Origin of the sequence: Actinospineispora acaciae DSM 45401, assembly GCF_000620785.1 — a bacterium.
Classification (GTDB): domain Bacteria; phylum Actinomycetota; class Actinomycetes; order Mycobacteriales; family Pseudonocardiaceae; genus Pseudonocardia; species Pseudonocardia acaciae.
The window spans coordinates 448265-472554 of the sequence record NZ_JIAI01000003.1 but is presented as its reverse complement, the minus strand read 5'-3'; the positions used below and the strand labels follow the sequence as shown (position 1 = coordinate 472554).

At 73.1% G+C, this 24290-nt stretch carries 28 protein-coding genes; 22 read left to right on the top strand and 6 right to left on the bottom strand.

Going from position 1 to position 24290, the window contains the following annotated elements:
- Positions 1 to 34: 34 nt before the first annotated feature.
- From fdxA to N912_RS0119075, 5 genes are all read left to right on the top strand, one after another.
- Positions 35 to 361 (top strand): ferredoxin, encoded by a 327-nt coding sequence (fdxA, locus tag N912_RS0119095; RefSeq protein ID WP_028923670.1) that lies wholly within the window; start codon positions 35 to 37, stop codon positions 359 to 361.
- Between the two features lie 7 nt (positions 362 to 368).
- Entirely contained in the window at positions 369 to 1478 is a 1110-nt protein-coding gene (dapC, locus tag N912_RS0119090; RefSeq protein ID WP_028923669.1) for a succinyldiaminopimelate transaminase, read from the top strand.
- Complete coding sequence (locus N912_RS53020; protein ID WP_245645332.1) at positions 1475 to 2680, top strand: MFS transporter; 1206 nt, start codon at positions 1475 to 1477, stop codon at positions 2678 to 2680. The genes dapC and N912_RS53020 overlap by 4 nt, the downstream gene beginning before the upstream one ends.
- Before the next feature lie 321 nt (positions 2681 to 3001).
- Positions 3002 to 3742 carry a DUF6879 family protein gene (locus N912_RS60480; RefSeq protein WP_156993754.1) on the top strand — a complete coding sequence of 247 codons (741 nt, stop codon included), beginning with the start codon at positions 3002 to 3004 and terminating at the stop codon, positions 3740 to 3742.
- Positions 3743 to 3755: 13 nt separating this feature from the next.
- Positions 3756 to 4598 carry a helix-turn-helix domain-containing protein gene (locus tag N912_RS0119075; RefSeq protein ID WP_028923668.1) on the top strand — a complete coding sequence of 281 codons (843 nt, stop codon included), beginning with the start codon at positions 3756 to 3758 and terminating at the stop codon, positions 4596 to 4598.
- A gap of 87 nt (positions 4599 to 4685) precedes the next feature.
- Here the strand turns inward: N912_RS0119075 and N912_RS0119070 are convergent, their stop codons facing one another.
- Genes N912_RS0119070 through N912_RS0119060 form a run of 3 tightly spaced genes read right to left on the bottom strand, consistent with a single transcriptional unit; the run spans position 4686 to position 7312 of the window.
- Positions 4686 to 5663: a CHAD domain-containing protein gene (locus tag N912_RS0119070; RefSeq protein ID WP_084211002.1), complete on the bottom strand. Its 978-nt coding sequence runs from the start codon at positions 5661 to 5663 to the stop codon at positions 4686 to 4688.
- A 25-nt stretch (positions 5664 to 5688) separates the two neighbouring features.
- Complete coding sequence (gene dapD, locus N912_RS0119065; RefSeq protein WP_425415301.1) at positions 5689 to 6621, bottom strand: 2,3,4,5-tetrahydropyridine-2,6-dicarboxylate N-succinyltransferase; 933 nt, start codon at positions 6619 to 6621, stop codon at positions 5689 to 5691.
- A gap of 10 nt (positions 6622 to 6631) precedes the next feature.
- A complete protein-coding gene (locus N912_RS0119060) occupies positions 6632 to 7312 on the bottom strand; it encodes a TetR/AcrR family transcriptional regulator (protein WP_028923665.1) in 681 nt (226 codons plus the stop codon).
- A 77-nt stretch (positions 7313 to 7389) separates the two neighbouring features.
- On the opposite strand from N912_RS0119060, the gene N912_RS53010 reads away from it, so the two are divergent.
- Positions 7390 to 8535, top strand: coding sequence for an FAD-dependent oxidoreductase (locus tag N912_RS53010; RefSeq protein ID WP_037065360.1), 1146 nt, complete (start codon positions 7390 to 7392; stop codon positions 8533 to 8535).
- Here the strand turns inward: N912_RS53010 and N912_RS0119050 are convergent.
- Positions 8502 to 9095 carry a maleylpyruvate isomerase family mycothiol-dependent enzyme gene (locus N912_RS0119050; protein ID WP_028923664.1) on the bottom strand — a complete coding sequence of 198 codons (594 nt, stop codon included), beginning with the start codon at positions 9093 to 9095 and terminating at the stop codon, positions 8502 to 8504. The genes N912_RS53010 and N912_RS0119050 overlap by 34 nt on opposite strands.
- A 120-nt stretch (positions 9096 to 9215) precedes the next feature.
- On the opposite strand from N912_RS0119050, the gene N912_RS0119045 reads away from it, so the two are divergent.
- From N912_RS0119045 to N912_RS0118995, 11 genes are all read left to right on the top strand, one after another.
- A complete protein-coding gene (locus tag N912_RS0119045) occupies positions 9216 to 9575 on the top strand; it encodes a YciI family protein (protein ID WP_028923663.1) in 360 nt (119 codons plus the stop codon).
- Positions 9572 to 10846, top strand: a complete 1275-nt coding sequence (locus N912_RS0119040; protein ID WP_028923662.1) for an RNA polymerase sigma factor — start codon at positions 9572 to 9574, stop codon at positions 10844 to 10846. Before N912_RS0119045 ends, N912_RS0119040 begins: the two co-directional genes overlap by 4 nt.
- A 28-nt stretch (positions 10847 to 10874) precedes the next feature.
- The gene (dapE, locus tag N912_RS0119035) at positions 10875 to 11948 is read left to right on the top strand and encodes a succinyl-diaminopimelate desuccinylase (protein ID WP_037065617.1); all 1074 of its coding nucleotides are present in this window, start codon (positions 10875 to 10877) and stop codon (positions 11946 to 11948) included.
- Positions 11949 to 11958: 10 nt separating this feature from the next.
- Positions 11959 to 12741 carry an LOG family protein gene (locus N912_RS0119030; protein WP_028923660.1) on the top strand — a complete coding sequence of 261 codons (783 nt, stop codon included), beginning with the start codon at positions 11959 to 11961 and terminating at the stop codon, positions 12739 to 12741.
- 2 nt (positions 12742 to 12743) lie between these two features.
- Positions 12744 to 13292, top strand: a complete 549-nt coding sequence (locus N912_RS0119025; RefSeq protein WP_425415300.1) for an LOG family protein — start codon at positions 12744 to 12746, stop codon at positions 13290 to 13292.
- Positions 13289 to 13945, top strand: a complete 657-nt coding sequence (locus N912_RS0119020; protein ID WP_245645331.1) for a pterin-binding domain-containing protein — start codon at positions 13289 to 13291, stop codon at positions 13943 to 13945. The genes N912_RS0119025 and N912_RS0119020 overlap by 4 nt, the downstream gene beginning before the upstream one ends.
- On the top strand, positions 13946 to 14929 hold the full coding sequence (locus N912_RS0119015; protein WP_028923657.1) for a glucosyl-3-phosphoglycerate synthase: 984 nt from the start codon (positions 13946 to 13948) through the stop codon (positions 14927 to 14929).
- Between the two features lie 20 nt (positions 14930 to 14949).
- The gene (locus N912_RS53005; RefSeq protein WP_051580416.1) at positions 14950 to 15324 is read left to right on the top strand and encodes a DivIVA domain-containing protein; all 375 of its coding nucleotides are present in this window, start codon (positions 14950 to 14952) and stop codon (positions 15322 to 15324) included.
- A complete protein-coding gene (locus tag N912_RS0119005; RefSeq protein ID WP_028923656.1) occupies positions 15321 to 15902 on the top strand; it encodes a DNA-3-methyladenine glycosylase I in 582 nt (193 codons plus the stop codon). The genes N912_RS53005 and N912_RS0119005 overlap by 4 nt, the downstream gene beginning before the upstream one ends.
- Positions 15903 to 16077: 175 nt before the next feature.
- Entirely contained in the window at positions 16078 to 16245 is a 168-nt protein-coding gene (locus N912_RS62105) for a DUF3117 domain-containing protein (RefSeq protein WP_084211001.1), read from the top strand.
- Between the two features lie 2 nt (positions 16246 to 16247).
- A complete protein-coding gene (locus N912_RS0118995) occupies positions 16248 to 17849 on the top strand; it encodes a leucyl aminopeptidase family protein (RefSeq protein ID WP_051580415.1) in 1602 nt (533 codons plus the stop codon).
- Here N912_RS0118995 and N912_RS53000 read toward each other — a convergent pair.
- Complete coding sequence (locus N912_RS53000; RefSeq protein ID WP_037065357.1) at positions 17835 to 18020, bottom strand: hypothetical protein; 186 nt, start codon at positions 18018 to 18020, stop codon at positions 17835 to 17837. The genes N912_RS0118995 and N912_RS53000 overlap by 15 nt on opposite strands.
- Before the next feature lie 77 nt (positions 18021 to 18097).
- Here N912_RS53000 and N912_RS52995 point away from each other — a divergent pair, with 77 nt between their 5' ends.
- Together N912_RS52995 and glgC are read left to right on the top strand one after the other, a co-directional pair.
- The gene (locus N912_RS52995; RefSeq protein WP_037065355.1) at positions 18098 to 18634 is read left to right on the top strand and encodes a CGNR zinc finger domain-containing protein; all 537 of its coding nucleotides are present in this window, start codon (positions 18098 to 18100) and stop codon (positions 18632 to 18634) included.
- Positions 18635 to 18831: 197 nt separating this feature from the next.
- Complete coding sequence (gene glgC / locus N912_RS0118980) at positions 18832 to 20070, top strand: glucose-1-phosphate adenylyltransferase (RefSeq protein WP_211261294.1); 1239 nt, start codon at positions 18832 to 18834, stop codon at positions 20068 to 20070.
- Positions 20071 to 20313: 243 nt separating this feature from the next.
- Here the strand turns inward: glgC and N912_RS52990 are convergent, their stop codons facing one another.
- A complete protein-coding gene (locus N912_RS52990) occupies positions 20314 to 20979 on the bottom strand; it encodes an O-methyltransferase (RefSeq protein ID WP_051580414.1) in 666 nt (221 codons plus the stop codon).
- Positions 20980 to 21247: 268 nt separating this feature from the next.
- Between N912_RS52990 and sigE the strand changes: the two genes are divergently transcribed.
- The 3 genes from sigE (at position 21248) to N912_RS52980 (ending at position 24286) form a co-directional block, all read left to right on the top strand.
- The gene (gene sigE, locus N912_RS0118970) at positions 21248 to 21841 is read left to right on the top strand and encodes an RNA polymerase sigma factor SigE (RefSeq protein WP_051580473.1); all 594 of its coding nucleotides are present in this window, start codon (positions 21248 to 21250) and stop codon (positions 21839 to 21841) included.
- 3 nt (positions 21842 to 21844) lie between these two features.
- Complete coding sequence (locus N912_RS60475) at positions 21845 to 22513, top strand: zf-HC2 domain-containing protein (RefSeq protein ID WP_064745316.1); 669 nt, start codon at positions 21845 to 21847, stop codon at positions 22511 to 22513.
- A gap of 102 nt (positions 22514 to 22615) precedes the next feature.
- Positions 22616 to 24286 carry a trypsin-like peptidase domain-containing protein gene (locus N912_RS52980; protein ID WP_084211000.1) on the top strand — a complete coding sequence of 557 codons (1671 nt, stop codon included), beginning with the start codon at positions 22616 to 22618 and terminating at the stop codon, positions 24284 to 24286.
- Positions 24287 to 24290: the final 4 nt, after the last annotated feature.

Here is a 24290-nt window from a genome sequence, read left to right as displayed (position 1 = left end):
AACCGCCGTAGCATCCACCGCAGGAGAAACCGCCGTGACCTATGTGATCGCCGAGCCATGCGTCGACCTCAAGGACAAGGCGTGCATCGAGGAGTGTCCGGTCGACTGCATCTACGAGGGCGCCCGGATGCTGTACATCCACCCGGACGAGTGCGTCGACTGCGGCGCCTGCGAGCCGGTGTGCCCGGTGGAAGCCATCTACTACGAGGACGACGTCCCGGACCAGTGGTCGGAGTACACCAAGGCGAACGTGGACTTCTTCGACGAGCTGGGTTCGCCGGGTGGCGCCTCCAAGGTCGGCCTGGTCGACCGGGATGTGAAGCCGGTCACCGACCTGCCGCCGCAGGAGCACGACGAGTGACCGACAGGTGAGCCGACCGGACATCGCCGCGCGACTGCCGGACTTCCCCTGGGACTCCCTGGCCGAGGCCAAGGCCCGCGCCGCCGCCCACCCGGGCGGCATCGTCGACCTGTCCATCGGCGCGCCGGTCGACCCGGTGCCCGAGGTGATCAGGGCCGCGCTGGCGAGCGAACCCGGCCAGGCGCCCGGCTACCCGGCCACCTGGGGCACCGAGGAGCTGCGCACCGCGTTCGTCGACGCCATGGCGCGCCGCTACGGCGTGACCGGGCTGGACCCGGACGCGGTGCTGCCCACCATCGGCTCCAAGGAGCTGGTGGCCTGGCTGCCCACGCTGCTCGGGCTCGGCCCCGGCGACGTGGTCGCGCTGCCCGCGCTGGCGTACCCGACCTACGAGGTGGGCGCGCTGCTGGCCGGCGCTTCCGTGGTCCGGCTGGCCGACGGTGAGCCGCCACCGCCGGGCACCCGGCTGGTCTGGCTGAACTCCCCGTCCAACCCGACCGGCCGGGTGCAGGGCGCCGCCGAGCTGCGCGCCGCCGTGGCCGCCGCCCGCGCGGCCGGCGCGGTGGTGGCCTCCGACGAGTGCTACCTGGCGCTGTCCGACCCGCCGCACCGGGCGGTGTCCGTGCTGCACGAGTCGGTGCGCGACGGTTCCTTCGACGGCCTGCTCGCGGTGCACTCGCTGTCCAAGTCGTCGAACCTGGCCGGCTACCGGGCCGGGTTCGTGACCGGCGACCCCCGGCTGGTCGCCGCGCTGCTGGAGGTCCGCAAGCACGCCGGCATGATCGTGCCCCGGCCGGTGCAGTCGGCCATGCTCGCCGGAGTTCGTGACGACGAGCACGTCCGTACCCAGTGGGCGCTCTACCGGGCGCGGCGGGAACGGTTGGGGCGAGCGCTGGCCGCCGCCGGGCTGAAGATCGAGCACTCCGAGGCCGGGCTCTACCTGTGGGCCACCGCCGGCGAGCACTGCCGGGCGACCATCGACCGCCTCGCGGCCCGGGGCATCCTGGCCGCCCCCGGCGAGTTCTACGGCCCGTCCGGCGCCGAGTACGTGCGGCTGGCCGTCACGGCCACCGACGAGCGGATCGACGAGGCCGCGCGCAGGCTCCGCGAACCGTGACCCGGGTGCGACCCGGCGTCGCCGGCCGCGCGGCGGTACGCCCCGGGCTGGTGCTGGCCGGCCTGCTGCTGCTCGCCGCGAACCTGCGGGCCGCGCTGGTGGGCTATCCGCCGCTGCTGGAGATGGTCCGCGACGCGCTGGGGATCTCGGCGGGTGCGGCCGGCTTGGTGCAGGCCTGCGCGGTGGTCATGATGGGCGTCGGCTCGTTCCTGACGCCTCGGCTGGCTGGCAGGGTCGGTTGGGAGCGGTTGCTGACCTGGTCGATCGTGGTGCTGGCGGCCGGGAGCGTGCTGCGCGGGGTAGCGGCGCTGCCCGCGCTGCTGGCCGGCAGCGTGCTGGTCGGGCTGGGCATCGGCGGGGCCGGGGTGCTGGTCACCGGCGTAGTCAAGCGCCACCTCGCGGAGCGCGCCGGTGCCGTCACCGGCGCCTGGGTGGTGTCCATGATGGCCGGCGCCACGGTGACCAGCGCGCTGGCCGTGCCGCTCGCCGTCGGCCTGGGCGGCTGGTCGTTCTCGCTGGCGGTGTGGGCGGTGCCCGCGCTGCTGGCCGCCGGGGCGTGGTGGCCGGTGGGCCGGCGGTTCGGCCGCTCACCGGGTGGTCGCCGCGCCGACACCGCGCTGCCCTGGCGGGACGGATTCGCGCGGCTGGCCACCTGGTTCATGGCGATGACGTCGCTGCAGTTCTACGGCTGGTTGACCTGGCTGTCCCCGTACTACCAGCACCTGGGCTGGCCCAGCCAGCGCGCGGCGCTGCTGCAGGCATTGTGGAGCGTTGCGCAGATCCCGGTAGCGCTGCTGGTGCCGGCGCTGGCCGAGCGACGCCGACGCTGGGTCTTCTGGACGTCGTTGACCCTGGGCTGCGGGATCGTCGGAACCCTGGGCGTGCTGATCGTCCCGTTGCCGCCGGTGATCGGCCCGTGGCTGTGGGTGGCCCTGGGCGCGGTCGGCGTGGGCGGCGGTTTCGCGCTCGGCCTCTCGGTGATCGCCTGGCGCAGCCCGGACGCAGCGCGCACCGGTGCGGTGAGTGGCCTGGCCCTGGGCGTCGGCTACCTCACCGCCGGCATCGGCCCGCTGCTCATGGGCCTGCTGCTGGACCTGACCGGGGCCTACGTCGTGCCGTTGTCCGTGCTCGTGCTCGCCGGCGCCTGCCAGGCCGCCGCCACGTACCTGATCGGCGACGGCCCGCGCCAGCCCCGCTCGTGATCAAGCCCGGCTGAGCGCACCGCAGAGGGGGCAGAACGGCCCGATCGGCGTGGTGGCCGGGCACGGAAAGACCCGATGCCCGCACAGCGACCGGTAGACCTTGACGTGCGTGCGCAGCGCTCCACCCAGGTCCGTGTTCGAGACCGCATGCGTCATCCCGTCCCTCCGACACGTCATCCAAGCCAGCCATGGTGAGCGCAGCACTCGCGTAGTATTGCATAGTCAAAATAGAACTTCGAGAAGATTCCATTGGTGGATTGACATGACGTCGTGCACGCGGGGAGACTGGACGTTCACACAGTGCACACCGGGAGGGCCGCGATGGCGAGGGTGATCGTACGCAGTGCCGAGTGTGGTGATTTCAAGTCATGCCCGACGATCGAGCGCGTGGAAGGTGGGTTTGACCTGGTCGGATACCGCAGGGATGACCCGAGCCTGTCTCCGGACGAGGCGCGTATCCACTGGCCGGACAGCGCTCAGATGTTGCCTGAGGTGACTGATCTGCACGTCCGCCCGACCGACCTTGACGACTACTTCGAGCAACGGCGTCGAACCCCTGGTGACCTACTTCGAGTCCAGACCCTTGATCGCTACAACGTGGCCAGCGACGAGGGGAAGTACGAGTGCTACCTCAACGGCGAGCCCAAGCCGATGACGCCCTTCTTGGAAGGCTGGTACCAGGAACTGCGCGATGACGCCGCCGTCGGCCGCGTGTGGCGGAACGTGCATGTGGTGAAGCTTCCACTCACCGACTACCTGCGTTATCAGTTTGAGTGGGGCTACGCGTACAACGTCCGCGCCGGCCAGGACGTCCGGGTCGTGGACACCCAGACGCACCCGGAGGCCGAGCTGTTCTTCGACCCGGGCGACTTCTACGTGTTCGAGCACAATGAGATCCTCCACATGCGCTATGACAAGGAGGGGCACTTCCTCGGCGGTGTGGGCGCCGGCGCGTCCAGTACCAGGGGATATGTAGCGCTGGCCGAGCTGGCCTGGCGCCTGGCGACCCCGTTCGACGAGTGGTGGGCCGCGCATCCCGAGTTCCACCGCGATCGACTGTAGGTTTAATGGCGAAATGCCTGATCGGACGACCGGTGGCCGGGACGCGCTGTCCCGCACTCTGCGCGAGCTCCGCCAGGCTGCTGGTCTGTCCGGTAAGGAGGCGGCAGAGGCCGCCGGAATCTACGCGTCGAAGATCTCGCGGATCGAGCGCGGCCGCACCGTGCCCTCGGAAGAGGACGCCCGACTACTGGCCGCTGTCTACCGGGCTACGCCAGAGGAACGTGACCGCATCGTGGCGATGGCGCGGGACGTCAAAGCGGAGAACCGTCGGGTCGTGTTCAAGCGCGATCTTGGTCCGCTCCAGCAGCGATTTGGTCGAATGCTGGAGCAGTCCGCCCTTGTGCGTACGTTCTCGCCAAACGTGGTGCCTGGGCTCTTACAGTCACCGGGCTACATGCGAGCGCTCTTCGCTTCGGACGACGAAACGCCGGAGGCCGTCGATGCCGGTATCGCTGGGCGGCTCGCTCAGCAGCGGATACTTGATGACGAGCTGGATCCACGTCGATTCGTGATCTTGATGGTTGAGGGCGCCCTTGGCTGGGCGGCCGGGCCACGCGAGCTGATGATCGAACAGGTCGAACGGATCATCGCAGCGACCTACCGGAGCAATGCCCGTGTCGGCATCGTGCCGTTCGGTCGGCCGGCGCGGGTGTTCCCGCCGCACAGTTGGCAACTGTTCGACCAGCGGGCGGTCATCGTCGGCACGCACACCGCGACTGCCATCCTCACCGAGCCTCGGGACGTGAGCGCGTACGTCGAGCTGACCGACGAGGTCGAGGCGCTCGCGGCGTACGGCGACGAGGCTCGCGCGGTGTTGAACCGTGTGATCGACCGTTACCGCGCGCTCGACTCCTGATCCCCCGAATAGATCATCAGGCCGCTACGGTTGTTTTGCGGATGCTATAACAACCATGGCGGCCTGATGATCATGGTCAGGGGGTGGTCAGAGCGCGTCGGCGCGCTTGCTCACCTTCTGCCAAGCCGCGCGCCACAGCGTCCGCTGGTGCTCCGCGCGGGCGTACTCGCGCTCCACCAAACGGCCGGCCACGAACACCTCGTCCTGGCTGGCCTGCTCGCCGAGCCGCTCCACCAGCTCGCGGATCCGCTGCTGGGCCACGCAGGCGTCCTGGTGGTCGCCGAGCACCTCCTGCAGGCCGGTGGTGGCTCCGAGCAGCCGGCGCACCGGCTTGCCCAGGGACGGCTCGGCCAGCTCGCCGGTGTAGCGCAGCCGCTTGCCCTTGATCCGCAGCGCGTGCAGCACCTCGTCCGGCGGGTTCTCGCCCGCGCGGCGGACGGCCTTGCGCAGCGTCCGGTACTCCTTGCGGACCAGCTCGACCAGCTCGGGGCGGTGTTCGGTGGCCGACGGGGTGGGCAGCGGTAGCCGGACCGCGTCGGCCAGCCGTTCCAGCAGCGTCACGTAGCGCGGCGCGGACATCGCGGTGAGCATGTCCCGGCGGGCGGCCAGGTAGTCCTTGTCCAGGGTGCCGATCAGCTGGTTGGCGGCGGTCCGCTCCTCGGCCGGCAGGTCGTCGGCCAGGTGGCGCAGCCGGGGCAGCAGCACGTCCAGGTCGCGCACCGGCCCGAGCGAGCGGCCCAGCCAGCCCAGCTCGGCGCGCAGCCCGTCCGCCCAGCTCGCGTCCAGCAGCGGCCGGGCCGCCTTCAGTGCCGCGCGCATCCGGCGCACCGACACCCGCATCTGGTGCACATCTTCGACGTCCGCGCCGGTCCGCGCGCCGGGATCGTGGCGCAGCAGCGCGCGCAGCCGGGTGTCCAGCGCGACCCGGACGTGGTGCACCGGCGGGTCGGACGGGCTGGCTGTCAGCGGGTCGGGCAGCCGGAGCACGGCGACGGGGCTGTCCAGCCGTCGGGCGACCCGGGTGGCTTTGCGGCGCCGGGTGGGCGCTCCGGCGGTCACTGTCATAACGCCAGGATACGTGCGAGCAAGATCAATTGTGAGCGTGCAGCGCGGCGTTGAGCTCGACGGCCTGCCCGGCGCGCGGACGGGCCTCCACCCGGCCGTTCACCGAGTTGCGCAGCAACAACAACCCCGACCGCCCGGACAGCTCGCGCGCGGACACAACCGCACCGTCCGGAAGCGTCACTTTGGTGCCGGCCGTGACGTAGAGGCCGGCCTCGACCACGCAGTCGTCGCCCAGCGAGATCCCGATGCCGGCGTTCGCGCCGATCAGGCAGCGCTCGCCGACCGAGACCACCTCCTTGCCGCCGCCGGACAGCGTGCCCATGATCGACGCCCCGCCGCCGACGTCCGAGCCGTCGCCGACCACCACGCCCGCCGAGATCCGGCCCTCCACCATCGAGCTGCCCAGGGTGCCGCCGTTGAAGTTGACGAACCCCTCGTGCATGACGGTCGTCCCGGACGCGAGGTGCGCGCCCAGCCGCACCCGGTCCGCGTCGCCGATGCGCACCCCGGACGGGACGACGTAGTCGACCATCCGGGGGAACTTGTCCACCCCGTACACCGTCACCGGGCCACGGGCGCGCAGCTTCGCCCTGGTCAGCTCGAAGCCGGGCACCGGGCACGGGCCGTGGTTGGTCCACACCACGTTGGCCAGCAGCCCGAAGATCCCGTCCAGGTTGACCGTGTGCGGGCGGACCAGCCGGTGGCTGAGCAGGTGCAGCCGCAGGTAGACGTCGTGCGCGTCGGCCGGCGGGTCGGCCAGCGAGCCGATCCGGGTCCGCACCGGGACGACGTCGACGCCGCGCGTCTCGTCCCGTCCGAGCAGCCCGGTCAGCTCCTCGGCGGTGGCCGTGTCGTCGGTGTCGCCCAACGCGGGGGCGGGGTACCAGGTGTCCAGCACGGTGCCGTCGCCGGTCACGGTGGCGATGCCGGCGCCGTGCGCGCCTTCGGTCAGATGCACGCTCGACACGTTAGTCGAGGGTCGCTCTGATGCCGGCGAGGACGAGATCGATCCCGGCGAGGAACTGCTCGCGGTCGTCGTGCTCGCGCAGCTGGCCGGCGACGGCCCGGGTGAACGGGTAGTCGTCGGCGTCGAGCGCTTCCCATGCCGTCGACACGGCGTCGAGGAACTCGTCGCGGCCCATGCCGGGATCGGGGGAGTGGGCGTTCGCGGCGTTCTGGCCGGCGGCGCCGAGGATGTAGTGCATCAACGCCGAGGTCGCGGTGAACCAGCCGTCCTCGGGCACGCCGAGCGCGCGGACCCGCCGGCCGATGCTCTCGAAGATCCGCGGCGTGACCGGCCCCGAGGGGCGGCGGGAAAGCTGCATGGCGAGCTGGGTGGCGAGCCACGGGTGCTCGTCGATCGCGTCGAACAGCCCGAGCGCGACGACGTGGATCTCCTGGCGAGGCGAGCCCGGAGACCCGGCGGGCTCGACGGCCAGGGCGGCGGCGACCACGGCGTCGGTGGCGGCCGTGAGCAGCTCGTCCTTGTTCGCCACGTGCCAGTAGATCGCTCCTGGCCCGGTGGTGAGGCGCTCGGTCAGTGCCCGGAACGTCAGCCCGCCCTCGCCGGCCGCGTCCAGCAGCTCCACGGCGGCCTCGACGATGCGTTCCCGGGACAGCGCCTCCGTACGGCGTGTCCGCGATGCCATGTCGTCATCTTGACATGTCTGGAGCGCCGTTCCAAGCTATGACTGGAACGTCATTCCAGAGACGAAGAGGGCTTACGATGCACGCTCCCGTGACGATCATCGGCGCCGGGCTCGGCGGCCTCACGCTCGCCAGCGTCCTGCACGTGCACGGGATCCCCGCCGAGGTCTACGAGGCGGAGCCATCCCCGGAGGCGCGCGCGCAGGGCGGGCTGCTCGACATCCACGACCACAACGGCCGAACGGCCCTGGAGGCGGCGGGCCTGGTCGACGAGTTCCGCGGCCTCGTCCTGGAGGGCCGTGAGGCGGCGCGGGTCCTGGCCCCGGACGGGACGGTCCTGCTCGACCAACCCGACGACGGCGCGGGCGGACGCCCCGAGGTGCAGCGCGGCGAGCTGCGACGGCTCCTGCTCGACTCGCTCCCGGCCGGCACCGTCCGGTGGGGGCACAAGGCCATCGGCGTCCACCCCGTCGGCGAGGGCCGCCACGAGGTGACCTTCGCCGACGGAGCCACGGTCGTCACGAGCCTGCTGGTCGGCGCGGACGGCGCCTGGTCGCGGGTCCGCCCGCTGCTGTCCGATGCGGTGCCCGAGTACGTCGGCACGTCGTTCGTCGAGATCTACCTGTTCGACGCCGACACCCGGCACCCGGCGAGCGCGCACGCGGTCGGCGGCGGGGCGCTGTTCGCGCTGGTACCGGGCAAGGGGATCCTCGCTCACCGGGAGCGCGGCGGGGACCTCCACGTCTACGTGGTTCTGTCCGAGCCGAAGGACTGGTTCACCGCCATCGACGCCGCCCGGATCGCGCGGGAGTTCGACGGGTGGGCGCCAAAACTCACCGCGCTGATCACCGACAGCGACACCGTGCCGGTGCTCAGGCCCGTCCACACCCTGCCGATCGGGCACCGGTGGGATCGGACGCCGGGGGTGACCCTGCTCGGCGACGCCGCCCACCTCACGGTCCCGAACGGCGAGGGCGCCAACCTGGCCATGTACGACGGCGCCGAGCTCGGCAAGGCCCTCGCCGCGCGCCCCGACGACATCGAGCCCGCGCTCACCGAGTACGAGCAGGCCCTGTTCGACCGGGGCGACGCCGCCGCCGAGGCCGCCCGCGACTTCGAGCTCTGCTTCGGCGACAACACGCCCTGCGGCCTCATCGGCCTGCTCACCGGGGTCGCGCAGGGGCCGACGAGCTACCCGGCCACCGCCGAGGGGCGGCCGAGGTAGGCCAGGTAGCGGGTCTGCTCGTCCGCGCCCGCCGCCGGGGCCACCTCGGGGCCGATGAAGTCGGGGTCGCGGAACGTGATCGTCTCCCGCGCCCAGGCCCACGAGTCCGGCAGCAGCGACGCGTCCAGCTTGACGTCCAGGCCGGCCGCCGAGCCGATGTCCCAGGCGTGCGCCATGAAGTCCGCGATCAGTGCGCGGATGAAGCCCGAGAGCGGGGCGTCGGTGAACACGCCCCCGGGCATCGGCCGCCGCAGCGACTCCTCGGTCAGGGTCGGCACGCTGGACGCCCTGGCCGCGCGCCAGGCCGGCACCGGGTCGCCGGGCACCAGCACGCCGGGGTTCGGGGCGCCCGGGGCGCCGGTGCGGGACTCGTACGGGACGCCGGTGGCCAGGTGACGGACCAGCTCCTGGCCCCAGACGACGTGCCCGATGACGTCCCGGTTGGTCCACTTGGCGCAGGCGGAAGGGCCGTCCCACCCGTCGGCGGGTACCTGGGACACGACCTCGTCGAAGCCGTCCTGGGCGCGGCGGTAGCCGTCGAGCAGCTCGGTGGTGTTCATGTCGGGGCTCCTTGAGAACGTGGGATCGATGCACCGAGGACGAACGGCGGGTGGGCGAATCGACACCCGGTTCGGTGGATCGGCCACACTGGGATCGGACACGAGCGGGCGGAGCTGGCGATGCGATACATGTTGCTGATCTACGGCTGTGAAGGGCCGGAGTCGGAGCCGATCAGCGAGGCGAAGCGGGAGGCCGTGCGGGACTACTTCGAGCTGCTGGCCAAGCGCGGCGTGCTGATCGCCGGGGAGCCGCTGCGCGCGCCGGAGAAGGCGCGGACGGTCAGGGTCCGCGAGGGCGAGGCGCTGGTCACCGACGGGCCGTTCGCGGAGACGGTCGAGCAGCTCGGCGGCTACTTCCTGCTGGACTGCGAGGACGACGACGAGGCGATGGAGCTGGCCAGCCGGTGCCCGATGGCCGCCGAGGGCTCGGTGGAGGTCCGCCCGATCCTGGACCTGCCGTACGCGGTTCGGGCCAGGTGACCGACCCGCCGGCCGAGGTGCGCGACGCGGTCGAGCGGTTCTTCAGGGCCGACCGCGCCAGGGCGCTGGCCGCGCTGATCCGGGGGCTCGGCGACTTCGAGCTGGCCGAGGACGCGCTGTCCGAGGCGATCGCGTCGGCGCTGCGGACCTGGCCCGGCGACGGGGTGCCGCGCGACCCGCTGGCCTGGGTGGTCACCGTGGCGCGCCGGCTCGCGGTGGACCGGATCCGCCGGGCCAAGGTCGGCCAGGCCAAGTACGAGCGGCTGGCCCGCGAGCCGTCGCGCCCGGAGCCGGAGCCCGGTGTCCCGGACGCCCTGGAGAAGGTCGGCGACGACCGGCTGGCGCTGCTGTTCACCTGCTGCCACCCGGCGCTGGCGCTGGAGGCCAGGGTGGCGCTGACCCTGCAGGCCGTCGGCGGGCTGACCGCCGCGCAGATCGCCAGGGCGTTCCTGGTCGCCGAGGCCACCATGGCGCAGCGGCTGGTACGGGCCAAACGCAAGATCCGCCGCGCCGGCATCCGGTTCGCGGTGCCCGAGTCCGACCCGGCCGCCCTGGAGGAACGGCTCGCCGCCGTCCTCGCCGTGCTCTACCTGATCTTCACCGAGGGCTACCTGGCGACCTCGGGAGCGGGCCTGCTGCGGCCCGCGCTGTGCGCCGAGGCGATCCGGCTCGGCAAGCTGCTCGCGATCCTGCTGCCCGGCCAGCCGGAGGTGCTCGGCCTGGTCGCGCTGATGCTGCTGCAGGACGCCCGCCGCGACACCCGCACCGACGCCGCCGGCGACCTGGTGCTGCTGGAGGACCAGGACCGCGCCCGGTGGGACGCCGCCGAGATCGCCGAGGGCCTTGCGCTGGTGGAGACCGCCCTGCGCCAGGGCCGGCCGGGCGCGTACCAGCTGCAGGCCGCGATCGCCGCCGTGCACGCCCAGGCCGCCCGCGCCGAGGACACCGACTGGCCGCAGATCGTCGCCCTCTACGCCGAGCTGTGCCGCCGCGCCCCGTCCCCGGTGGCCGAGCTCAACCACGCCGTCGCGGTGGCCATGGCACACGGCCCGGCCGCCGGCCTGGAGCTGCTGGACGGCCTGGCCGAGGCCGGCGAGCTGGCCGGCTACCGGCTCTACCACTCCGCCCGAGGCGACCTGCTCCGCCGCCTGGGCCACGCCGAGGACGCCGCCGACGCCTATTCGCGCGCGCTCGCCCTCGCCACCAACGACGCCGAACGCCGCTTCCTGAGCCGCCGCCTGGACGCCCTGGAGCGGCCGCGAGCCCGCTAGGTCGGGAGCGGCGCGTAGCGTGCACGGCGTGATCAAGCTGGACCTGAGCGCCGACCCCGTCGAGCTGACCGCCGCGATGGTGGACGTCCCGTCCGTGTCCGGCGACGAGGACGCGCTGGCCGGCGCGCTGCACGATGCGCTCCAGGTACAGGCGCCGCACCTGGAGACGATCAGGGACGGCAACGTGGTGCTGGCCCGTACCACCGGCCGCCGTGACACCCGGGTGCTGCTCGCCGGGCACCTGGACACCGTGCCGGTGGCGGACAACCTCCCGAGCAGGCGGGACGGCGGGTTGCTCTACGGCTGCGGCACCTCGGACATGAAGTCGGGCGACGCGATGATCGCCCATCTCGCGGCCACCGTCGACGACCCGGCGTACGAGCTGACCTGCGTGTTCTACGACTGCGAGGAGGTCGAGGCGGCGCGCAACGGGCTCGGGCGGATCGAGCGCGAGCGGCCGGACTGGCTGCGCGCGGACCTCGCGGTGCTGGCCGAGCCGACCGGCGGCGCGGTGGAGGCCGGCTGCCAGGGCACGCTGCGCGCGGTCGTGACCACCGCCGGCCGCCGCGCCCATTCCGCCCGGTCCTGGCTGGGTAGCAACGCCATCCACGCCGCGGGCGAGGTGCTGGACAGGTTGAACGCGTACCGGCCGCGCGAGGTGGACATCGACGGGTGCGTCTTCCGCGAAGGGCTGCAGGCGGTGCGCATCGCCGGGGGAGTGGCCGGCAACGTGGTGCCCGACGAGTGCGCCGTCACGGTGAACTTCCGGTTCGCCCCGGACCGGACGGTCGGGGCCGCCGTCGAGCACGTCCGCGAGGTGTTCGACGGGCTGGAGGTCCAGGTCACCGACTCGGCACCCGGCGCGCTGCCCGGCCTGGACGCCCCGGCCGCGGCTGAGTTCCTGGCCGCGACCGGCGCACAGCCGGTGGCCAAGTACGGCTGGACCGACGTGTCACGGTTCGCCGCGCTGGGCATCCCGGCGATCAACTTCGGCCCCGGCGACCCGAACCTGGCACACACTCGTGACGAACACGTGCACATCGAGCGAATCACCCGGTGCACGAGCCTGCTGCGGCGCTACCTGAGCCGCCGGGCTGAGTAGTGTCGAGGAGATGTCACCGGCAACAGAACCAGGCTCCCCTGACGACGAGCACCCCTCCGAGAAGCTGCGCGGCCCGGTGGTCCTGCGCCGCGAGCGTCGCCAGGAACCCACCACCACCGACCAGCGGCTGCTCGACTCGCGCGGCCCGTCGGACTGGGTGCACACCGACCCGTGGCGGGTGCTGCGCATCCAGGCGGAGTTCGTGGAGGGCTTCGGCATGCTCGCCGAGCTGCCCCGCGCGGTCACCGTGTTCGGCTCCGCCCGCACCAAGCGCGACCACCCGGAGTACCAGCAGGGCCGCGAGCTGGGCGCCGCGCTGGCCGACGCCGGGTTCGCGGTGGTCACCGGCGGCGGTCCGGGCACCATGGAGGCCGTCAACAGGGGGTGCTCGGAGGCCGGCGGGTTCTCCGTCGGGCTGGGCATCGAGCTGCCGTTCGAGCAGGGCCTCAACCCGTGGGTGGACCTGGGCATCAACTTCCGGTACTTCTTCGCCCGCAAGACCATGTTCGTCAAGTACTCGCAGGCCTTCGTCTGCCTGCCCGGTGGCTTCGGCACCCTGGACGAGCTGTTCGAGGCGCTCACCCTGGTACAGACCAAGAAGGTGACCAAGTTCCCGGTGATCCTGTTCGGCACCGAGTACTGGGGCGGGCTGTACGACTGGTTGAAGGGGAGCGTGCACGACAGCGGCAAAATCGGGGACAAGGACCTCGCGCTGGTGCACCTCACCGATGACGTGGACGAGACGGTGAAACTGGTCAACGAGGCCTACCGGGCATGGGAGGAGACACACTGAGCGTGACCGAATTCGCCGTATGCGTGTACTGCGCTTCGCACGAGGGGATCTCGCCGAAGCTGCTCACCCTGGCCGAGGAGCTGGGCGCCGGCATCGCCGCGCGGGGCTGGACGCTGGTCTCCGGGGGCGGGCGGCGCTCCATGATGGGCGCGGTGGCGAAGGCGGCCAGGGCCGGAGGGGCACGGACGGTCGGGGTGATCCCGCACTCCATGGTGGAGCGCGAGTGGGCCGACCACGACTCCGACGAGCTGCTGGTCACCGACACCATGCGCGAGCGCAAGGCGCTGATGGACGCGCACGCCGACGCGTTCGTCACGCTGCCCGGCGGGCTGGGCACCTGCGAGGAGCTGTTCGAGACCTGGAGCGCCGGCGCCCTGGACCTGCACGCCAAGCCGGTGGTGCTGCTCGACCCGGAGGGGCACTACGCGGGCCTGCTGGCGTGGATGCGCGGCCTGGTGGATGACGGGTTCGTGCGGGCCGGCGCGATGGACCGGCTGGTGGTGACCGGCGACGTGACCTCGGCGCTGGACGCATGCGCGGGCGGGTCGTGACGGCTCCGTTGCGCTTCGGCTCGCGGACGCCGGCCGCCGATCGTGCCCTGGTGGTGGCGAGCGTCGGCGCGTCCGAGCCACTCGAGGAATGGGACGCGGCCGTCGACGCCGGCGCGGACCTGGTGGAGGTCTCCGGGGACGGCCGGCTGGTGCCGATCGTGGCGCAGGCCCGGCAACGCCACCCCGACCTGGTGATCGGCGTGCGCACCGGGCTCGCGCGGGTGGCCGGGCCGGCCTGTGCGGTGGGCGCGGACCTGCTCGGTGTCGGCGCCGACCCGGAGCTGGCCGAGGTGGCGGCCGAGCACGGCGTCGGGGTCGCCTGTCCGGCCGACCGGGCCGAGCGCATGGTGGAGCTGGGGGTGCCCAAGGAGGGCATCCTCGTCGACGCCGAGGGCGCCGGGCACGGGCTGGAGCTGCTGCGCCGCCGCGACGAGCTGGTCACCACCGGGTGGCCGGTGCTGATGACGCTGTCCGGCGGGGAGCTCACCGGCGAGGGTGCGCTGGCCGCCGTCGCGCTGGCCGCCGCGGACGGCGTTAAAGCGTTCCGGGCACACGGCGCGGGCGAGGTGGCCGCCGTACGCCGTACCGTGGACATGGTGGCCAGCATCCTCGGTACCCGCCCGCCCGCCCGCTGCGTGCGCGGGCTCGCCTAGGTGGACCCCGAGCTGGAGGCCTGGTTCGCGCGCCGCACCTGGCAGCGCCCGGCCTGGACCGTCGACGAGCTGCGCGCCGCCAAGCGCGGCCGGAGCGTCTCCGTCGTACTGCCCGCGCTGAACGAGCAGGACACCGTGGGGCCGATCGTGGCCGCCGTCGCCTCGCTGGCCACCGGCCCCGACCCGCTGGTGGACGAGCTGGTCGTGCTGGACTCTGGCTCCACCGACCTGACCAGGGCGCGCGCCGCGGCCGCCGGGGCGCGGGTGGTCGGCCGCGAGGAGGTGCTCCCGGACGTCGAGCCGGTGCCCGGCAAGGGCGAGGTGCTGTGGCGCTCGCTGGCCGCGACCGCCGGCGACCTGGTGGTGTTCCTGGACTCCGACCTGGTCGATTTCGACCCCGGGTTCGTCCCCGCGCTGCTCGGCCCGCTGCTCACCGAGCCCGGGGTGGCGCTGGTCAAGGGCTTCTACCGGCGCCCGCTGCGGCTGGAGACCTCCGAGCTGGAGACCGAGAGCAGCGCCAGCGGAACGAGCATCAACGCAGGCGGCGGCCGGGTCACCGAGCTTTTGGTACGCCCGCTGCTGGCCGCGCTGCGTCCGGAGCTGTCCGGGGTGGTGCAGCCGCTCGGCGGGGAGTACGCCGCCACCCGCGAGCTGCTCGAGTCGGTGCCGTTCGCGGCCGGGTACGGGGTGGAGATCGGGCTGCTGCTGGACACCTGGGAACGGCACGGCCTGGACGCGCTGGCCCAGGTCAACCTCGGCGTACGCAAGCACCGCAACCGCTCGCTGCTGGCGCTGGGCGTGATGGCCCGCCAGATACTGGCCGCAGCGCTGCACCGCTGCGCGCTGCCCGACTCCGGCGGCGCGATCACGCAGTTCCGCCAGCTCGAAGGCGAGTGGCTGCCGACCAGCGCGCACGTCGAGGTCACCGAGCGCCCGCCGATGCTCGAGATCCTGTCCCGCACGGGTGACGGGGTCGACAACTAGGGCCGCACTAGAGTCCACGCATGGGCACGGCGCTGATCTACCTCGTGGTGGTGCTGGGGGTCGCGGCCGTCTTCTTCCTGGGTGCGTCGGCGGTGTTCGGGCGGGGCGAGGAGCTCGCGCCCATCCCACCCGGCGCCACGCCGACCTGGCTGCCGGACCACCAGCTGCGCGCCGACGACGTGCGTGCGCTGCGGTTCCAGCAGGCGATACGGGGTTACAAGATGGCCGAGGTGGACTGGGCGCTGGAGCGGCTGGCCGGCGAGCTGGACCGGGCGGCCGGCGAGCTGGAGCAGGTCACCGGGGAACGGGACGCGCTGCTGCTGCGCCTCGCCGAGCTGGAGCCCACCGATGACATGACGAACGACGGCGCGGCCGCCGGGGAGGCTGGACAGTGACGGAGAACGGTGCAGTGGTCGGCCCGGACGGGCGGGCCCGCTGCCCCTGGGGCATGTCCGCGCCCGAGTACGTGGAGTACCACGACCGGGAGTGGGGCCGGCCGCTGCGCGGGGTCACCCCGATGTTCGAGCGGCTGTGCCTGGAGGGCTTCCAGTCCGGGCTGTCCTGGCTGGTCATCCTGCGCAAGCGGGAGGCGTTCCGGCGCGCGTTCGCCGGCTTCGACCCGGCCGCCGTGGCCGCGTTCGACGACGCCGACGTGGCCAGGCTGCTCGCCGACCCCGGCATCGTCCGCAACCGCGCCAAGATCGAGGCGGCCCGGGGCAACGCCCGCGCGGTGCTGGACCTGGACGTCCCGCTGGACGAGCTGCTCTGGTCGTTCGCTCCCGATCCGGCCGGCCGCCGCCGCCCGCGCACGCTGGCCGAGGTGCCGGCGGTGACGCCGGAGTCGACGGCCATGGCGCGCGAGCTGAAACGGCGCGGGTTCAGGTTCGTCGGCCCCACGACGTGCTACGCATTGATGCAGGCCGTCGGCCTGGTTGACGACCATCTGGAGGGTTGCGTCGCGGTTGGGCCGTGATCGGATCGGTTCGCGATCTTCACCGAGGTGATCGCCTCGGTTGCACCACTCATTCCGGGATAGGGGACAATATCCACTGGATCCACCCATGGGCTCGTCTCAGCCGCCGGCGCGGACACGCGCCGGACCCCCGACGCACCGAGCCCGTGACGACCGGCTATGGAGGGAGCTCGACATGGCGGCCATGAAGCCCCGGACCGGAGATGGTCCCCTCGAAGTCACCAAGGAGGGGCGGGGCATCGTGATGCGCGTACCACTGGAAGGGGGAGGCCGCCTGGTCGTCGAGATGTCGGCCGAAGAGGCCAGTGACCTGGGCGACGCACTGAAAGCGGCATCGGGCTGAGCGTGCCGGCAACCGGCGTCGGGGGGCGCGCGAGCGCAACGGGTGTCGACACGCTGCCACCGGTACCGTCACCGCTGCTGACGGTCGACGTGGTCGGGCGGCCGAGCGAGGGGGCGGAACGGGTCGTCACGCTGGACGCAGAGGGACGACAGGACGCCGCGGGCGGCGGCGTCGACTCCGCCGATCCCGCCGATCTCGTCGATCTCGTCGACCCGGAGCTGATCGAGACCCTGGGTGCCGACGGCACGGCCGGTCAGTTGCACGTGCTGCCGGACGGGCGCCTGCTGCTCGGCATCGGCGACCGCGCCACCGACCCCGCCGGGCTTCGTCGCGCCGGCGCCGCCCTGGCCGGGAGGTTGCGGGCGCGCGCCGACGAGGCCGCGGACGCTACCAGCGACCCCAACGGTGCCGGGCGGCCCGTGGCGGTCCCGGCGGCCGGGCTGTCCGAGTCGAGCCGGGCAGTGCTGAGTACCGAGCCGATCACCGAGCTGGTCACCGGGCTGGTCCTGGGCTCGCACCGGTTCCGGGTGAGCACCCGACGGCCCTCGGCGCCGGGCCGGGTCGAGCTGGTGGTGCCGGGGGCCGAGCTGGCGGTCGCCCGCGAGCGGGCCGAGGTGGCCGGGGCGCTGGCGGCGGCCACCGCGCTGGCCCGCGACCTGGCCAGCACCCCGTCCGACGTCAAGACGCCGACCTGGCTGGTCGAGACCGCCGCCGAGGTCGCCGCCACCGTGCCCGGCCTGACCTCGCGCACCTGGCCGTCCGAACGACTCGCCGCCGAGGGCTTCGGCGGCCTGCTCGCCGTCGGCGGCGGCTCGTCCCGCCCGCCCGCGCTGCTGCGCCTGGACTGGAACCCCTCCGAGCGGGCCGACGAACGGCACCTGGTGCTGGTCGGCAAGGGCATCACCTTCGACACCGGCGGCATCTCCATCAAGCCCGCCGACGGCATGCACCTGATGCGCACCGACATGGCCGGTGGCGCGGCGGTGGTCGGCGCGCTGGTGGCCATCGCCCGGCTGCGAGTGCCGCTGCGGGTGACCGGCCTGGTGCCGGCCGCGGAGAACCACGTGTCCGGCTCGGCGTACCGCCCCGGCGACGTCGTCCGCCACTACGACGGCACCACCACCGAGGTGACCAATACCGACGCCGAGGGCCGGCTGGTGCTCGCCGACGCGCTCGGCTACGCGGTGCGCGAGCTCGCGCCCGACCTGATCGTCGACGTGGCGACCCTCACCGGGGCCATGAAGGTGACGCTGGGCCTGCGCACCGGCGGGCTGTTCGCCACCGACGACGAGCTGGCCGACGCGCTCGTCAAGGCCGGCGAACGAGCCGGCGAGCGACTGTGGCGGATGCCGCTGCTCGACCACGTGGCCGAGGAGGTCGCCTCGGACATCGCCGACGTCCGCCAGATCCCGAAGGGCCCCAGCGGCATCGGCGCGGCGCTGTTCCTGCGGGAGTTCACCGGCGGGCTGCCCTGGGCGCACCTGGACATCGCCGGCCCGGCGCGCTGCGAGAAGCCCTACGACGAGGTGGCCGCCGGCGCGACCGGGTTCGCCGCCCGCACCCTGGCCGCCCTGGCGCTCGGCCTGGCCCTACCCGGCCGTTAGCCCCCTGCCCACCACCACGTCGATGACCGGCGTGCTCGGCGGCGGCTGGCGCAGCCGTACCGCTATCGCCCCGCACGGGCAGCGCAGGTAGCTGACCTGGCCCTCCGAGGTGCGGTGCGTCGAGATCGTCTCGCCCTCCGACAACGGCCAGCCGCACTCCGTGCAGCGCATCCCGCCTCCAACCGGTAATATCCGTCAAGTATTACGACTCTTACAACGTATCCAAGCAGCCTCGAGGTAAGTGGTCAATGGACTTCACCGGTTACCGCAACGACCCGCTCGGGCTGGCCGTCGACCTGGTGAACGGCCTGCGCTCCGCCGGCGCCCCCGCGCCGCGCGAGCTCCTCGCCGCCCGGCGCTACCAGATCGACTCGCCGTGGACCGCGGGCCTGGAGCGCGACCTGTGGGCCTGGGCGGCCCGGCTCGCCGAGGTGTTCGACGCCACCGGCGTCGCCCGGGCCGCCGAGCTGATCAACGGCATCCTCGCCGACGCCGACATCACCCCGCACCTGACCGCGCACGACGGCCAGCCGTGGCACCTGCACTACAGCGGCCCGGACACCGGCCTGCTGGCCAGGGTGCGGGCCACCACGGCGTTCGCGCTGGCCTCGCTGGTCTCCGAGTACGGGCTGGAGCGGCACGGGGTGTGCTCGGCGGCCGGCTGCCGGCGGGTGTACGCGGACGCCTCGCGCAACGCCAGCCGCCGGTACTGCTCGCCGGCCTGCGCCAACCGCTCGGCGGTCGCCGCGCACCGGGCTCGCCGCCGGGCCGGTACCTCGGGCTGAATCCGTGGTGAACGCCGTCTCAGCGGCGGTGTGTCGGGCACCGGAAGGTGGAACCGCGCCCGGAGCCACGTTAATGTCGGTTGCGGTAACCGCGCGAGCGCAGCCCGGCTGCCGGGGGGTCTCTCACCGGCCGCGCCGCCGAGGTCCGGGCCCATCGCGGACGGGACACCCAGCGCAGGGGAGACGGAGCATCGGCGATGAGTACTACGCGCTTTCCGGTGGGCATGCCGGGCAGCGTGCTCGGCATCGTGCTGGCCGGCGGTGAGGGCAAGCGGCTCTGGCCCCTGACCGCCGACCGCGCCAAACCGGCCGTCCCGTTCGGCGGCAACTACCGGCTGATCGACTTCGTGCTGTCCAACCTGGTCAACGCCGGGCTGCACCGGATCTGCGTGCTCACCCAGTACAAGTCGCACTCGCTGGACCGGCACATCTCCAGCACCTGGCGGCTGTCGTCCGTGCTCGGCCAGTACATCACCCCGGTCCCGGCCCAGCAGCGCCTCGGCCGGCGCTGGTACACCGGCTCGGCGGACGCGATCTTCCAGAGCCTGAACCTGGTCTACGACGAACGCCCGGACTACATAGCCGTGTTCGGCGCCGACCACGTCTACCGGATGGACCCGTCCCAGATGATCGCCCAGCACATCGTGAGCGGGGCCGGGGTCACGGTGGCCGGGATCAGGGTGCCGCGCGCCGAGGCCAAGGGCTTCGGCTGCATCTCGGCGAACGAGGACGGCCAGATCATCGACTTCCTGGAGAAGCCCTCCGACCCGCCAGGCACCCCCGACGACCCCGAGGTCACCTTCGCCTCGATGGGCAACTACCTGTTCTCCACCGACGCGCTGCTGGGCGCCCTGCACGCCGACGCCGAGGACGCCGACTCCGACCACGACATGGGCGGCGACATCATCCCGAGGCTGGTCCGCGCCGGCGAGGCCGCCGTCTACGACTTCGCCGACAACGTCGTCCCCGGCGCGACCGACCGCGACGCCGGCTACTGGCGCGACGTCGGCACCCTGGACGCCTACTACGACGCCCACCTCGACCTGGTGTCCGTGCACCCCATCTTCAACCTCTACAACGACCGCTGGCCGATCCGCACCGCGACCCCGCCGCTGCCCCCGGCCAAGTTCGTCGAGACCGGCCGCGCGGAGGACTCCATCGTCGGCCCGGGAACGATCATCTCCGGCGGGGTGGTGAACCGCTCGGTGGTCAGCGCCGGCGTGCGCGTCGAGGCCGGGGCGGAGGTGTCCGACTCGGTGCTGCTGCCGGGCGTGCGCATCGGCAAGGGCGCCACCGTCCGCAACGCCATCCTGGACAAGAACGTGCTCGTCCCCGACGGTGCCCAGGTCGGCGTGGACCTGGCCCTGGACCGAGCCCGCTACACGGTCAGCGCAGGCGGCGTCGTGGTGCTCGGCAAGGGCGTCACCGCCAGCTGACTCCGCGTCCCCGGAACCGCCCGTACCCGGTTCCGCGGAACCGCCTTTCCATGATCAACGGGACCTCACCGCGGCGTCAGTCCGCCGTCGTGAGGTAGACCGACGGTCGGTCGGTTTGGTGGGGTGGTGAGCGGGCGCGGCGGCGTGGGTGGGGTGAGTGCGGCGGGTGGCGTGGTTACGGAGTTGGCCGGGGCGGACTTGGCCAGGGCTGGAGTCGGCTGGCCGCTGGGTCGAGCGGTGGGGTCAGGCCGCGGCGGTGCGGGCGGCGATCAGCAGGCCGGTGGTGGCCTGCGGCAGCGGGACAAGGCGTTCGTCCTCGCGGCAGGCCTGGTGGACCTCCAGCAGCGCGCGCGCCTCCGGGCCGGCCTCGTAGCTGTCCAGCTCGTCGGCGGTCGGTACGCCGCACAGCGCGACCACCCCGCCGGGGCGGAGCAGCCGGATGGCCGCGTCCAGGTACCTCGGGTACTCCACGGTGGCCGCGTCGGCGAACACCAGGTCGTAGGCGCCGTCGGCGAGGCGGGGGAGCACCTCCAGGGCGATGCCGTTGATCAACCGCAGCCGGCCGCTGGGGTAGCCGGCCTCGCGGAAGCCGGCGCGGGCGGCCCGCTGGTGCTCGGGCTCGATGTCGATGGAGGTGAGCACGCCGTCCGGGGCCATGCCGCGCAGCAGCCACTGGCCGCTCACGCCCGCGCCGGTGCCGATCTCGACCACCGCCCTGGCCCGCAGCGCGGTGGCCAGGAAGCGCAGCGCGGCGCCCTCGGCGGGGTCGATCGGGGCGCAGCCGAACTCGGTCCCTCGGGTCCGAGCGTCGAGCAGCACCTCGTCCTCGTCGAGGTGGCTCGGCGCGAGGTACCCGACGGCTCTGGTTGCGAAGCCACGCCGGGCGGCCGTGCCGCCGTCACCGTTCACGTCCTGAGATTACTGCGTCAACGCCGGCAAACCGGGTATTGAGCGGGGCGCGGGAGGTTCTTAGGCGGCTCTTAGGCGAACCTCACGGCTCCCTCACGGTCATCCGTCACTCTGTGTATGGCACAACGTGGGGGCCTTCGGGGTCGTCGGAAGCGCCCACGGGTGACCAACCCAACTGTGCATAACTTGGTCACAAGGAAACAAAGAGGTTGGCCACCACGTTCATACTTGTGGCACGACCCGCCCCCAGGAGGTGCGAACCGTCACCATGGTCACTCGACCGAGCGCCGCCGCGCTGCCCGACGCCGCGTCCAGCTGGACGCCGCCGAGCTGGGACGAGGTCGTCCGAGAACACGCCGACCGGGTCTACCGGCTGGCCTACCGGCTCACCGGCAACGCGCACGACGCCGAGGACCTCACCCAGGAGACGTTCATCCGGGTGTTCCGCTCGCTGGCGTCGTACCAGCCCGGCACGTTCGAGGGCTGGCTGCACCGGATCACCACCAACCTGTTCCTGGACATGGTGCGCCGGCGTGGCCGGTTGCGCATGGAGGGCCTGCCGGAGGACACCGACCGGCTGCCCGGCGGCGGCCCCGACCCCGAGCAGGTCTACTCGGACACCCACCTGGACCCCGCGCTGCAGGCCTCGCTGGACGAGCTGGCGCCGGAGTTCAGGGCGGCCGTCGTGCTCTGTGACATCGAGGGCCTGTCGTACGAGGAGATCGGCGCTACCCTCGGAGTGAAGCTGGGTACGGTCCGCAGTCGGATCCACCGAGGGCGGGCAGCGTTGCGGGCGTCGCTGGAGCGGCATCGCGCGGCGCGGGTCGTCGAGGAACGGGCTTTGCAGGGCGCGGGAGGTTAGTGGATGACCGAGCTCCGGGGGCAGTCCCCGACGGGGCCGGCGTGGGGCGGGGGTCACCTCGCCATGGACGCCATCGTGGCCTACGTCGACGAGGAGTTGTCTCCGGGCGCCCGGCGCCGAGCGCTGGAGCACCTGGCCCGCTGCGCGCAGTGCGCCTCCGAGGTGGTCGCGCAGACCCAGGCGCGCTGGGCGTTGCGCGCGTCGTCGGCCCCGAGCCTGCCGTCCTCCCTGCTCACGTCGCTGCGGGCGATCCCGCAGGAGGCTGAGCTGCCCGCCCCGCCCGCAGGCCTGGCGGTCGGCCCCGACGGCCAGCTGGTCTCCATGTTGCGCGAGCCCGGCCGGCGCGGCGACCGGCGCCGGCAGACCCGAGTTGTTCGGCTGGGCGCGGGTGCCGTGGTGTCCGGCCTGGCGCTGGGCGCGCTGATGGTCGGGGCGGACCCGGCCGCGCCGACGGTGCCGCCGCCCACCGCGTCGTTCGGCGGCGCGGTACCGGTCGGCGACCTGTCCCGGCCCACCGCCGAGTCCCGCGCCGGGATCGGCGCCCCGACCGGCGACCCCTGGCGCCCGGTGCCCACCGCCGCGGTGCTGGCCCCGGCCCCCGCCGCGCTGGCCCCGCCCGCCGCGCCACCGCCGCCCACGGACGCGGCCGCCGTGCGTCACCTGCACCGGTAACGATCACGCGCACCAGCGGGGGTCGTCACACGGGCTTCACCCCCCTCGGGGCACGCTTGACGTCGACCTACGCTGTCCCGACGTTCAGGAGTCCCGCTGGCGATGAGCGACCCGCAACCCGATCGGGACGACCAGACGCCCCGGAACGACGACCCGACGCGGACCGACCAACCGGTACCGGGCGGCGAGCCGGCACAGCGGGACGAACCGCCGGGGGCCGACCCGGCGGCACAGGCCGACAAGACGCCACCACCGCCGCCGAGCGAGCGGCCGACCCGGGAGGACGAGCCGCCCCGCCTCGGCCCCCGGCCGCTGGACCGGCCGCCGGTGGACGCCGGCTCGGCGGATGTCTTCGGGCGTCCGAGCGGAGTTGCCGGCGCGTTCGCCCCGGTGCCGGCGCCCGGCGGTCCCGGGCCGGCGGAGGTCAACGGAGCCCGGCGCATCGAGGTCGCGCCGCCGCACCACGCGCTGGTGAGCGCGTTCAGCCGGCCGCACGGCGTGGGCACCGACCTGCAGCGCCCGCCCGACGCCGGCCAGGAGCCGAGCGACCCCGACCCGTTCTGGGAGGGCGGTGCGGGCGCCGACCCGTGGCGTGACCCGGCTGCCTCGGCGCGGCTCGGGCCGCCGGCCGCGGCGGAGCCCACCCCGGCGATCCTGCCCAGGCCGGAAGGAGCCCGGCTCAGCGCGCGCGAACTGGTGTTCGGCAAGCGGGTCAAGCCGACCGCGCTGGCGCTGCTCGGGGTGATCGCGCTGCTGATCGGGGCGGTCGGCGGGCTGATCGGCAAGTGGGCCAGCGACACCTCGTCCGCGCTGACCGAGCCCGGCGCCACCATCGCCGAGGCCGCGCCCGGCAAGGAGCGCGCGCCCGGCTCGATCGCCGGCATCGCGGCCCGGGTGGTGCCGGCCGTGGTGTCCATCCAGATCACCGTCGGTGAGCAGGGCGGCACCGGCTCCGGCGTGGTCATCGACAACGACGGCTACGTGCTGACCAACAACCACGTCATCGCCCCGGCGGCCGGCGCGACCGGCGCGAAGGTCGAGGCCGTTTTCCACGACGGCACCCGGGTGCCCGCCCAGATCGTCGGCCGCGACCCGAAGACCGACCTCGCCGTGATCAAGGTGAACGTGCCGAACCCGACGGTGGCCCAGATCGGCAGCTCCGACGCGCTCGCCGTGGGCGACGAGGTGATCGCCGTCGGCTCGCCGCTCGGGCTGGAGAGCACCGTCACCAACGGCATCGTGAGCGCGCTGAACCGCCCGGTCCGGCTCAGCGGCGAGGGCTCGGACACCAACGCGGTGATCGACGCCATCCAGACCGACGCGGCGATCAACTTCGGCAACTCGGGCGGTCCGCTGGTGGACTCGACGGGTGCGGTGGTCGGTTTGAACACGGCGATCCGCACCGGCGAGGGCAGCGGCGGGTCGATAGGGCTGGGCTTCGCGATCCCGATCGACTTCGCCCGCAAGGTCGCCGAGCTGCTGATGCGCGGCAAGCCGGTCAAGCACGCCGACCTGGGCGTGAACGTGGCGAAGCCGGTGACGGACGGCCGCACCGACGGCGCCCAGGTGCAGAACGTTCGGCCGGGTAGCGCGGGCGCCGAGGCCGGTATAGTCGAGCAGGATGTCATCGTGAAGATCGGTGACCGGATCATTCGGTCGGCGAACGAGATGTATGTCGCGGTGGTGGAGCACAACGTCGGAGACAGGGTGCAGATCCAGCTGATCCGGCAGGGCCGCCCGCTGACCGTCACCGCGACGCTGCGGTCGGACTAGACCG

Excerpts from the sequence above, each read along its gene's own strand:
- N912_RS60475 (WP_064745316.1), top strand. The coding sequence starts at position 21,845 with ATGACCGAGCTCCGGGGGCAGTCCCCGACGGGGCCGGCGTGGGGCGGG.
- N912_RS0119070 (WP_084211002.1), bottom strand. The coding sequence starts at position 5,663 with ATGACAGTGACCGCCGGAGCGCCCACCCGGCGCCGCAAAGCCACCCGG.
- N912_RS53005 (WP_051580416.1), top strand. The coding sequence starts at position 14,950 with ATGGGCACGGCGCTGATCTACCTCGTGGTGGTGCTGGGGGTCGCGGCC.
- N912_RS62105 (WP_084211001.1), top strand. The coding sequence starts at position 16,078 with ATGGCGGCCATGAAGCCCCGGACCGGAGATGGTCCCCTCGAAGTCACC.
- sigE (WP_051580473.1), top strand. The coding sequence starts at position 21,248 with ATGGTCACTCGACCGAGCGCCGCCGCGCTGCCCGACGCCGCGTCCAGC.
- N912_RS53000 (WP_037065357.1), bottom strand. The coding sequence starts at position 18,020 with ATGCGCTGCACGGAGTGCGGCTGGCCGTTGTCGGAGGGCGAGACGATC.
- N912_RS0119045 (WP_028923663.1), top strand. The coding sequence starts at position 9,216 with ATGCGATACATGTTGCTGATCTACGGCTGTGAAGGGCCGGAGTCGGAG.
- N912_RS0119075 (WP_028923668.1), top strand. The coding sequence starts at position 3,756 with ATGCCTGATCGGACGACCGGTGGCCGGGACGCGCTGTCCCGCACTCTG.
- N912_RS60480 (WP_156993754.1), top strand. The coding sequence starts at position 3,002 with ATGGCGAGGGTGATCGTACGCAGTGCCGAGTGTGGTGATTTCAAGTCA.
- N912_RS0119050 (WP_028923664.1), bottom strand. The coding sequence starts at position 9,095 with ATGAACACCACCGAGCTGCTCGACGGCTACCGCCGCGCCCAGGACGGC.
- N912_RS0119030 (WP_028923660.1), top strand. The coding sequence starts at position 11,959 with ATGTCACCGGCAACAGAACCAGGCTCCCCTGACGACGAGCACCCCTCC.
- N912_RS52980 (WP_084211000.1), top strand. The coding sequence starts at position 22,616 with ATGAGCGACCCGCAACCCGATCGGGACGACCAGACGCCCCGGAACGAC.
- glgC (WP_211261294.1), top strand. The coding sequence starts at position 18,832 with ATGAGTACTACGCGCTTTCCGGTGGGCATGCCGGGCAGCGTGCTCGGC.
- N912_RS52995 (WP_037065355.1), top strand. The coding sequence starts at position 18,098 with ATGGACTTCACCGGTTACCGCAACGACCCGCTCGGGCTGGCCGTCGAC.
- N912_RS0119060 (WP_028923665.1), bottom strand. The coding sequence starts at position 7,312 with ATGGCATCGCGGACACGCCGTACGGAGGCGCTGTCCCGGGAACGCATC.
- N912_RS53010 (WP_037065360.1), top strand. The coding sequence starts at position 7,390 with ATGCACGCTCCCGTGACGATCATCGGCGCCGGGCTCGGCGGCCTCACG.